The organism is Acetobacter pasteurianus subsp. pasteurianus LMG 1262 = NBRC 106471 (assembly GCF_000285275.1).
Lineage (GTDB): Bacteria > Pseudomonadota > Alphaproteobacteria > Acetobacterales > Acetobacteraceae > Acetobacter > Acetobacter pasteurianus.
The window spans coordinates 1-9,772 of the sequence record NZ_CADO01000041.1 but is presented as its reverse complement, the minus strand read 5'-3'; the positions used below and the strand labels follow the sequence as shown (position 1 = coordinate 9,772).

At 54.6% G+C, this 9,772-nt stretch carries 7 protein-coding genes; 6 read left to right on the top strand and 1 reads right to left on the bottom strand.

Annotated elements, in window-relative coordinates:
* The first annotated feature begins 170 nt into the window (after positions 1-170).
* The 6 genes from APA10_RS08690 to APA10_RS08665 are packed head-to-tail and all read left to right on the top strand — an operon-like array spanning position 171 to position 8,011.
* Positions 171-398 (top strand): AbrB/MazE/SpoVT family DNA-binding domain-containing protein, encoded by a 228-nt coding sequence (locus APA10_RS08690; protein ID WP_003630907.1) that lies wholly within the window; start codon positions 171-173, stop codon positions 396-398.
* The gene (locus APA10_RS08685; protein ID WP_003630906.1) at positions 398-796 is read left to right on the top strand and encodes a type II toxin-antitoxin system death-on-curing family toxin; all 399 of its coding nucleotides are present in this window, start codon (positions 398-400) and stop codon (positions 794-796) included. The genes APA10_RS08690 and APA10_RS08685 overlap by 1 nt, the downstream gene beginning before the upstream one ends.
* A gap of 33 nt (positions 797-829) precedes the next feature.
* Positions 830-2,677 (top strand): type I restriction-modification system subunit M, encoded by a 1,848-nt coding sequence (locus APA10_RS08680; protein ID WP_250697663.1) that lies wholly within the window; start codon positions 830-832, stop codon positions 2,675-2,677.
* Entirely contained in the window at positions 2,674-4,005 is a 1,332-nt protein-coding gene (locus tag APA10_RS08675; protein WP_003630904.1) for a restriction endonuclease subunit S, read from the top strand. Before APA10_RS08680 ends, APA10_RS08675 begins: the two co-directional genes overlap by 4 nt.
* The gene (locus APA10_RS08670) at positions 4,002-4,943 is read left to right on the top strand and encodes a GIY-YIG nuclease family protein (RefSeq protein WP_003630903.1); all 942 of its coding nucleotides are present in this window, start codon (positions 4,002-4,004) and stop codon (positions 4,941-4,943) included. The genes APA10_RS08675 and APA10_RS08670 overlap by 4 nt, the downstream gene beginning before the upstream one ends.
* A complete protein-coding gene (locus APA10_RS08665; protein ID WP_003630901.1) occupies positions 4,940-8,011 on the top strand; it encodes a type I restriction endonuclease subunit R in 3,072 nt (1,023 codons plus the stop codon). The genes APA10_RS08670 and APA10_RS08665 overlap by 4 nt, the downstream gene beginning before the upstream one ends.
* Positions 8,012-8,208: 197 nt before the next feature.
* Here APA10_RS08665 and APA10_RS08660 read toward each other — a convergent pair whose 3' ends face one another.
* On the bottom strand, positions 8,209-9,366 hold the full coding sequence (locus APA10_RS08660; protein WP_035366488.1) for a site-specific integrase: 1,158 nt from the start codon (positions 9,364-9,366) through the stop codon (positions 8,209-8,211).
* Between the last annotated feature and the right edge of the window lie 406 nt (positions 9,367-9,772).

Genomic DNA, 9,772 nt, shown 5'->3' with positions numbered 1-9,772 from the left:
CTTCCCAGACTTTCGTACGCCTCGCGGCGCCCGAAACCCTTCAGGGAAGCGGAAGGTCCGGTTTTGGGTGGATGAGCGTCATAGCTGACACAGTGACAACTCGATATTTGGCTTGCCGCTCCTAAGTAAGTTCTGTTACGTATTACCGTTCGTAATACGGAGCTGAGCTCATGGAAACGGTTGTCGTTCGCAAACAGGGCAATTCTGTCGGTGTTACCCTTCCAGCGGAAACACGTATTCGCCTTGGTCTGGAGGTCGGACAGGAACTCACGCTGGTCGAAATGGCCGACGGAATCAAGCTCGTGAAACGTAATCTCAGGCTTGAACGCCAGATGCAGATGGCGCGTGAGACACTGCGTGAGCAGGCAGACGTTCTTCAGGAGCTGGCCAAACGCTGATGCCGGATGTGCCTGAGTTTCTGGAACCTGACGCGGTGCTGTTCATGCACGATCAGGCCTTGAAGGAATACGGCGGAACCCACGGGCTCAAAAGCGAAGATCTGCTGCACAGCGCGTTGGCCCGCGCAGAAAACCGCTGGCACTATGCGGAATCCGATCCGCCGGACATCGCGACTCTGGCTGCTGCCTACGCTTATGGCATTGCTCGCAATCATCCCTTCAACGACGCCAACAAGCGGACAGCCTGGAGTTGCTGCGTCCTTTTCCTGCGGCTGAACGGCACTCGTGTGCAGGTCGGCGCTCCGGAAGCTGTCGAAGCCATGGTGGCTCTTGCGTCTGGCGCAATGGAGGAAGATGCGTTCGCGGTCTGGCTCCGGCAACATTTTCAAAACCAGTGATTCCACACTTTCGATATCGGACCAGATTTTCTTATGAGCACGACACCCCGGACCGCTTCTCTGTCTTCCATGATCTGGCAGGTCGCCGATCTCCTGCGAGGCGATTTCAAGCCAGCCGAATACGGTCGAGTCATCCTGCCCTTTACCGTTCTGCGCCGCCTTGATGCCGTTCTGGCTCCGACCCGTGACAAGGTGCTGAAGGAAAAGGAGAAGTGGGAGAGCAAAGGCATCGATCCCATGCCTTTTATGGAGAAAGCTGCTGGTCTGAAGTTCGTAAATACATCCAACGTCACGCTAAAAGGCGTGCTGGACGATCCAGATAACCTGACCCAGAACCTCTCTGATTATATCAACGCCTTCTCGCCCGCAGCCCGTGATATCTTCAACCACTTCCGCTTCACCGAGCAAACAGACCGCCTGGCAAAAGCCAATCTGCTTTATCTGGTTCTCGAAAAATTCATTAGTTTCGATCTTAGCGACAAAGCCGTCGATAATCACCAGATGGGGCAGGTGTTTGAAGAACTGATCCGCAGGTTCTCGGAAGCCTCCAACGAAACAGCAGGTGAGCACTTTACCCCGCGCGAAGTCATCAAACTGATGGTGAACCTAATCTTTGCCGAGGATGACAGCCTGCTGACCCCCGGCAACGCCGCTGTGCGCGCCATCTATGACCCAACAGCTGGCACCGGCGGTATGCTCTCCGTTGCTGAAGAGTTCTTGCTCGAGCACAACCCGGATGCACGCCTGACCATGTTTGGGCAGGAACTGAACCCGGAATCTTATGCCATCTGTAAGGCTGACATGCTGATCCGCAATCAGGACGTCAGCAACATCCGCCTTGGCAACACCCTGTCCGATGATGAACTGGCAGATTATAAATTCGATTACATGCTCTCCAACCCGCCTTTTGGCGTGGAGTGGAAGAAGGTCGAGAAAGCCGTCCGCGCTGAGCATGACAAGTTAGGCTATGATGGACGCTTTGGCCCTGGCCTGCCACGTATTTCGGACGGCTCCATGCTGTTCCTGCTCCATCTCGTCCACAAGATGCGTCCCGCGAAGGACGGCGGCTCACGCTTTGGCATTGTGCTGAACGGCTCGCCCCTGTTCACGGGCGCCGCCGGGTCCGGCGAGTCCGAAATCCGCCGCTTCGTGCTGGAAGAGGATCTTGTCGAAGCCATCATCGCGCTGCCGACTGATATGTTCTTCAACACCGGCATCGCCACCTATGTCTGGGTGCTCACCAATCGCAAGCCAAAGAACCGCAAGGGCAAGGTGCAACTGATCGACGCCTCGTCCTTCTGGCAGAAAATGCGGAAAAGCCTCGGTTCCAAGCGCAAGGAAATGGGAGAGGGCGACATTACCCTCGTCACGCGCCTGTTCCGCGACGCGCAGGAGGCGCAGCTTGCCACCGTAATCGCCGCCGATGGCACGCAGACGCGTGAGGTCGTGATGAAGGGCGCGGAACCACCGGAAGGCCCCGAAGGCGGCAAAGTCAGGCTTGCGCCGTTGAGCCGCATCTTCCGCAATGAGGCGTTTGGCTACCAGACCATCACCGTGGAGCGTCCGCAGCGTGATGAGGACGGCAATATCGTCCTTGGTCAGCGCGGCAAGGCAAAGGGCAAGCCCGTGCCCGACAGCAGCCTGCGCGATACAGAAAACGTGCCGCTGGATGAAGACATTCACGCTTACTTCAAACGCGAAGTCCTGCCCCATGCCCCGGATGCGTGGATTGACGAGGACAAGACAAGGATCGGCTACGAAATTCCGTTCAACCGGTATTTCTATGTGTTTGAGCCGCCGCGTCCGCTTGCGGAGATTGATGCGGATCTGCAAGAGGTGACCGCGAAAATTATGACGATGCTTGGGGAGCTTTCGGCATGAGCTTTCAGAAGTATCCGGCTTATAAGGACAGTGGGGTTGAGTGGATCGGGGAGATCCCGGTTGGCTGGGGTATCCAGCCACTTAAACGATTGTTCTCTCTAAAAAACGGAGCAACTCCAAAATCTGATAAAAGTGATTTCTGGGATGGTGAAATTACTTGGATCACACCAGCGGATTTAAATTCAGAACGGCCAGAGACTATTACGCACTCAAAAAGATATATTTCTGCAAAAGGTGCAGAAAGCTGTGCTGTCAGCATTGTTCCTGAAAATAGTATCATTATTTCAACCCGTGCGCCGATAGGAAGTCTTGGACTTTCTGGGGTGCCTTTGTGTACCAATCAAGGCTGTCGCTCCCTTATTCCTACTAAAGTCATATTATCCAATTTCTTTCTTTATCTTCTTTACTCAGCAGTTCCTGAACTACAGATTCTTGGGAAGGGAACGACCTTTCTCGAATTATCTTCGGAAAGTCTGGCGTCGTTCCATGTTTGTTTTCCCCCACTCCCTGAACAGCAGGCAATAGCCAGCTTTCTGGACCGTGAGTGCGGGAAGATTGACGCCCTGATTGCCGAACAGGAACGGCTGATTGCCCTCCTTGCGGAAAAGCGGCAGGCCGTCATCTCCCACGCCGTCACAAAAGGCCTGAACCCCAACGCCCCCATGAAGGACTCAGGCATCCCGTGGATCGGGATGGTGCCGGAAGGGTGGGAGATTCTTTCACTCAATAAAGTGGTTAGAGATTTTGTGGATTACCGGGGTGTTACACCTAATAAAGTCGAAAGTGGTATTCCACTTATTACAGCATCATGCATAAAGCATGGTCGAATTGATCATTCTATAGATCCTGTTTTTATAACAGAGGAAGAATATAACAGGAGAATGACACGCGGTTTTCCGAGGGAAGGAGATGTGATTCTAACTACGGAAGCTCCACTTGGTGAAGTTGCTATCGTAGAAGATGAATTAATATCTCCCGGTCAGAGAATGATTCTATTTAAACTCGATGAAAAGATGTCCAATTTTTATATGAGAGCATATTATTTATCTGATATCGGCAGGCAGGAACTCAGAAGCCGCGCCAGCGGGTCGACAGCAAGTGGCATAAGAGCTGACAGACTGCGTGCAAGCGCTATCCCAGTTCCTCCCCTGAATGAACAGAAGGAAATATGCGCTTATATTAACAGGAAGACGTCTGCTTTTGAGAGCCTCGAACAGCAGATAAGATATGAGTTGGACCTCCTCAAAGAACGCCGTGCCGCTCTCATCTCCGCCGCCGTCACCGGCAAGATCGACGTTCGTGCCCAGAGCAAGGCCCTCGCAGCATGATCGACACCAAGGGCCGCTCTCTGGAGCTTTTCTATATCGACGGTCATCCGGACGGCATGATCACCGCCGAACTCTTCAACTGGACGGGGCATGTCTTCGTCACGCCGCGCACGCGCTTGACCGAGGCGCTCAGACGGGAAGAAGCCAGTTACGCCGGGGCCTATCTGCTGCTGGGTGAGAAGGACGGGCAGGACTTCGCCTATATCGGGGAGGCCGAGGATCTTGGCGTCAGGCTGAAACAGCACGCGGCGGCGAGTGACAAGGACTGGTGGGAAACCGCTGTTCTGGTCTCCGCCAGTGCGAACCGGCTGAACAAGGCGCATGTGAAGTATCTGGAAGCGCGGCTGATCGTCATGGCGCGGGAGATCGGGCATACGCCACTGCAGAACGGCAACTCCCCGAAGCCGCCGGGTCTGACGGAAGCGGATATTGCCAAGATGGAGGCGTTTCTTGCCAGTCTGATGGTGGTTCTGCCCGCCATCCGGGTGGACATGTTCATCCAGCGCAGCCGTCCGGCAGGATCGACGACTTATGCTGCCACCAGACAAGCTGTCGCGGTAAATGAACAAAGTTCAGAGCCAGAGTTCACTCTCATATATCCGAAATATGAAATCGAGGCGCATGCTGTTTTACAGGATGGCGAATTTATCGTTCTAACCGGTTCTCGTCTCTATCCGTGTTGGCAAGGGAAGGAAGGAACGAGCTACCACCCACTACGTGATGAACTGGAGAGAGGCGGTGTTATAAGATCTGAGGGTCAGTCCGCTGTATTTGTGAAAGATTATGCTTTTTCCAGCCCAAGTGCGGCTGCATCAATCATCTACGGACGCCCCGCGAATGGCCCGGACAAGTGGCATCAGGCCCACTCTGGGATCACTTATAAAGAATGGGAAAATCGTCAGCTTGATGCTCTTCCCATAGAGGAAGCAGCTGAATGACCGATCTTCACAAAGAGCACCATCTGGAATCCGAAATCTGCGAGTATCTCGGGCGCTCCGGCTGGCTCTATGAAGAAGGCTCTGCCGCGCGGTATGACGTGGCGCAGGCTCTGTTTCCCGAAGATCTGCTGGCGTGGGTGCGCGAATGTGAGCCCGAGGCGTGGGAGACGCTGGAGAAAACGCATGGAGCCTCGGCTGGTGCTGTTTTATGCCAGCGTGTACGGGATGCGCTGAACACGCGGGGGGCGCTCGTCGTCCTACGTGACGGGCTGGACATTATCGGGCTAACAAAGACGCTGAAGATCTGTCAGTTCCGTCCGGCCCTGACGATGAATCCGCATTTGCAGCATCGTTACGATGCTAATCGCCTGCGCGTTGTGCGGCAGGTGCGTTATTCGGCCAGTAACGGCAATGAGCTGGATCTTGTTCTGTTTCTGAATGGCGTTCCGGTGGCGACCGCCGAGCTGAAATCGAACTACACTCAGTCAGTTCAGGATGCGGTGGAGCAGTATTGCACCGACCGACTGCCGAAACCGCCCGGTAAGCCTGCTGAGCCGCTGCTTTCGGTGCCGGGTGGTGCGGTCGTGCATTTTGCTGTCAGCAACAGTGACGTGATGATGTGCACCCATCTGGATGGCGCGCACAGCCGTTTCCTGCCGTTCAATCAGGGGAACGATGGTGGTGCAGGCAATCCCGGCACCACGGCGTATCTGTGGCGGGAGGTATGGCAGCCAGATTCATGGCTGGATATTCTTGGCCGTTACATCATTCCGGTGAAGAAAAAGGGGAAGATCTCGGGCTGGATCTTTCCGCGCTATCATCAACTTGCCGCTACACGGCTGCTGGTTTCCACCATTCTGGAAGAGGGGCCGGGGCAACGGTATCTGATCCAGCATTCCGCAGGATCGGGCAAGACAAACTCCATTGCGTGGACAGCACATTTTCTGTCTGACCTGCATGATGCGCACAATCACAAGCTGTTTGATACAGTCATTGTCGTATCGGATCGCACTGTTCTGGACAGGCAACTTTCGGAAACCATCGAGAGTTTCGAGCGCACACGCGGCGTGGTGGCATCCATCTCCGGCAATAGTGGCAGCAAGAGCCAGGAACTTGCAGCAGCCCTGCATACGGGCAAGAAAATCATCATCTGCACGATTCAGACCTTTCCCTTCGCGCTGGAGGAAATCCGTCAGCTTGCGGCGACCGAGGGCAAGCATTTCGCGGTGATCGCAGATGAAGCCCATTCCTCGCAGACCGGGACATCCGCCAGCAAGCTCAAGGCAGCCCTTTCATCCGGTGAACTGGCAGAACTTGCAGATGGTGGGGAGATCAGCACGGAAGACCTGCTAGCGGCGGAAATGGCGCAAAGGATTGCCGCAGACGCGGGCATTTCCTTTATTGCTTTCACGGCTACGCCAAAGGCCAAAACATTGGAACTGTTCGGGCGTTTGCCGCATCCAGATCAGCCCAAAGGAGAGGGCAATAAGCCTGAGGCGTTCCATGTCTATTCCATGCGGCAGGCTATCGAGGAAGGCTTCATTCTTGATGTTTTGCAGAATTATGTGTCCTGGAAACAGGCGTTCCGCCTGAGCCAAGATGGACAGATTCTGGATGACACGGAAGTGGAGGCTTCGGAAGCAAAAAAGGCGTTGATGAAGTGGGTGCGCCTGCATCCCACCAATATCGCGGCACGGGTGCAGATTGTGGTGGAGCACTTCCGCCAGAATGTGCAGCCTCTCCTTGGTGGTAAGGCGCGCGCTATGGTCGTGACGGCCAGCCGCAAGGAGGCCGTGCGCTGGAAGCTGGCCATGGATCGCTACGTGAAGGAAAAGCATTATCCATTCGGGCTTCTTGCAGCATTCTCGGGCGAGGTAGATGACCCGGAAAGTGGTCCGGAGCCCTTTACGGAAAGCAACATCAATCCGGCGCTGAAAGGACGCGACTTGAGGGAGGTTTTTGCCGAAGATCCGTGGCGAATTCTGATCGTGGCGAACAAGTTCCAGACGGGTTTCGATCAGCCATTGCTGTGCGGCATGTATGTGGACCGGAAGCTCGGCGGGATTCAGGCCGTCCAGACGCTCTCGCGCCTGAACCGCTGCTATCCGGGCAAGGACATGACCTTCGTGGTCGACTTCGAGAATGACCCGGAAGACATCCTCAAGGCGTTCCAGCAATATTACACGAAGGCCGAACTGGCGGACCTCAGTGATCCGAACTGCGTGGTGAACCTGCGCCACAAGCTGGATGACGCCGGGCTGTACGATCAGCCCGAAGTGGATCGGGTGGCCCGTATCCTGACAAATCCGAAAGCGACGCAGCAGCAGCTTGATGCGGCCATCGTGCCGGTCAGTTCCCGTGTGCTGGGCCGGTATCGTGATGCCCGGAAAATTGTTCAGGATGAACCGGAAGGCTCACAGGAGCGGAAAGAAGCAAAGGAACGGATTGACGGCCTGATCCAGTTCCGGAGTGATCTGGCGTCCTACGTGCGGATGTATGAGTTTTTCAGTCAGATGCTGAACTATGGCAATCCTGATTATGAAAAACTGTACCTGTTCGCGAAAATGCTCTGGCCGCTGCTGAAGTTCGACCGTGAACGTGAGACCATCGACACGACGACTTTGCGTCTGACGCATCATCGTATGAAGGATCTTGGCCAGCAGAAGCTTGGGCTGAAGAACGAAGCCGGTGACGGGCTGGAACCGATAAAGGAAGCCGGTTCGGGGCAACCGCAGGATAAAGTGAAGGTGCAGCTTTCCCGCATCATTGAGGCGATCAATGATCTGTTCGAGGGCGATCTGACGGATGGTGACAAGGTGGCGTTTGTCACAGGGCTGGAAACCAAGCTGGCAGAATCAGAAAAACTGCGGGAGCAGGCAAAGGCCAACACCAAGGACCAGTTCGCCAACTCACCCGATCTTCAGGAAGAAGGACTGAATGCGACCATCGAACTGATGGAGGCGCATGAAAAGATGGGCAAACAGATGCTGAACGATGGCTCGCTGTTGCGTGCCGTTATTGCCGCTATCGTGAAGCAGGGGGGGCTATGGGAGGGGATGCAGGAATAACGATAGCCTACCACGAGCTAAGAACCGAGAATTTTTATGTTTCCGACTGTCCGCTTTCTGGACAAAGAAACAGGGTTTGATACGTCCGACATGAGGCGTAAGCTGACCTTAACCGCCAAGGGTCAGAGTGCTTGTTTCCTTTATAAATTCTGCAACTAATCAATCATTATGCGTCAATTGCACTGAGTCGATATTTATTATTTTCCGCGTCCTAAAAGCGCTGCGGAGATCTTCTCGGACACAAGATTGGTCGAGAGCCTCACGTTCTCCCGCTTTAGGTGAGCGTAACGAGCGGTCGTCTTGATATCACTATGTCCCAGCATACGGCCTATCATCGTCAGGTCGGTACCCATTTCCAGTGCGTCAGAAGCGAAGGAGTGGCACAGATCGTGAATTCTGACGCCTTCCAGGCCAGCGGCTTTGCGAATGCGGCGCCAGGGTTTTTGCAGGTCAGTCAGATAGCCACCTTTTTTCCGTCCGGTAATGACATAGGGATTGTCCTTCAACCGGGGGATGGACTTGATTACGTTTATCGCTGCCTGACCAATCTGGACGATTTTAGCTCCGGTTTTACTGTCAGGCAGTCGCAATTCGGATTGGTCGAAGAAAACGTGGCTCCATTGCAGGGTCTGGATTTCACGTAGTCGGCAACCTGTCAGGACGAGCAGACGGATCGCCCAGACGGCCTCCGGCATATCCTCTGTTTTATTGAGTGTGGCGCCGAGGCGCGCATATTCTTCCTGCGTCAGATAGCGCTCACGCTTTTCTTCCTTATAGCGCTGAACGCCGCGGCACGGGTTGAGACCGTCAGTCCGAATGCCCCAGAGGTCTGCCAGACTGAACATTTTGGACAGTACGCCGAGCGTGCGGTTAGCCTGATAAGGAATCTGTCGCATATCCCCGTGAAATTCGAAGACATCTGCACGCGATATATCTGCCATCCGCCATGCCCCGAATTTGGGAACGATGAACAGATCCACAGCCCTCTTATACTCGCTCTGGGTCGTTGGTTTGAGATGAACATCCACATATTCGTCGAGGAAACGATTGCTGAATTCTCTGGCGGTCATCGCCTTGCGTTCTTCTACGCGAGCATCCGAGGGGTTCTCGCCGCTATGAACCCGTGCAAGAATCTTGATGGCCTCTTCACGCGCGAGATCGGCTGTCCATGGGTTCCCATGTTGCCCGATCGTGTAGCGGCGCATGCGGCCGCCGGAGCGATAATGAATGACGTACACCTTTCGGCCGGACGGCCATACCCGAACAGCGAAGGCTGGAATGCTGTCGTCCCAGAGGAAATAATCCTTCTCTGCCGGTTCGGCAGCGGTGACAATTTTCTTGCTGAGCTTGGCCATGCTTGTCCCCATCGCAGGAAACACATAGGAAACAGATGAATGCAAAACCGGGCGTAGCCGGTACAAGAACTGCGTAGCCTGATGGGACGGTTTTTCAAGGAAAATAAGGGGTTCCGCGTGGTTGGGCGTAGTTCTGTCGGCTGGGGCGGGGAGGGGCGTAGGCCTAAATCCCTAACTCATAACCTGAAGGTCGCAGGTTCAAATCCTGCCCCCGCAACCACTTCCATCATAACTCTCTCATCATCAACTGCTGATCGCCATGAAACACTGGCTCAAATGACGGATATCATCATGCGTGATGACGCAGTGAGAATGCTGTCGGGGCCAAACCAGAGGGGCTGGTTGGCACGTAATGCTAGGTGTTTGGTCCCGGGGTTTGATGGGTTGGATTGATGATGAATCTTTC

Bases quoted from the DNA above. Each gene is read 5' to 3' on its own strand.
- APA10_RS08690 (WP_003630907.1), top strand. From the start codon at position 171: ATGGAAACGGTTGTCGTTCGCAAACAGGGCAATTCTGTCGGTGTTACC.
- APA10_RS08685 (WP_003630906.1), top strand. From the start codon at position 398: ATGCCGGATGTGCCTGAGTTTCTGGAACCTGACGCGGTGCTGTTCATG.
- APA10_RS08680 (WP_250697663.1), top strand. From the start codon at position 830: ATGAGCACGACACCCCGGACCGCTTCTCTGTCTTCCATGATCTGGCAG.
- APA10_RS08675 (WP_003630904.1), top strand. From the start codon at position 2,674: ATGAGCTTTCAGAAGTATCCGGCTTATAAGGACAGTGGGGTTGAGTGG.
- APA10_RS08670 (WP_003630903.1), top strand. From the start codon at position 4,002: ATGATCGACACCAAGGGCCGCTCTCTGGAGCTTTTCTATATCGACGGT.
- APA10_RS08665 (WP_003630901.1), top strand. From the start codon at position 4,940: ATGACCGATCTTCACAAAGAGCACCATCTGGAATCCGAAATCTGCGAG.
- APA10_RS08660 (WP_035366488.1), bottom strand. From the start codon at position 9,366: ATGGCCAAGCTCAGCAAGAAAATTGTCACCGCTGCCGAACCGGCAGAG.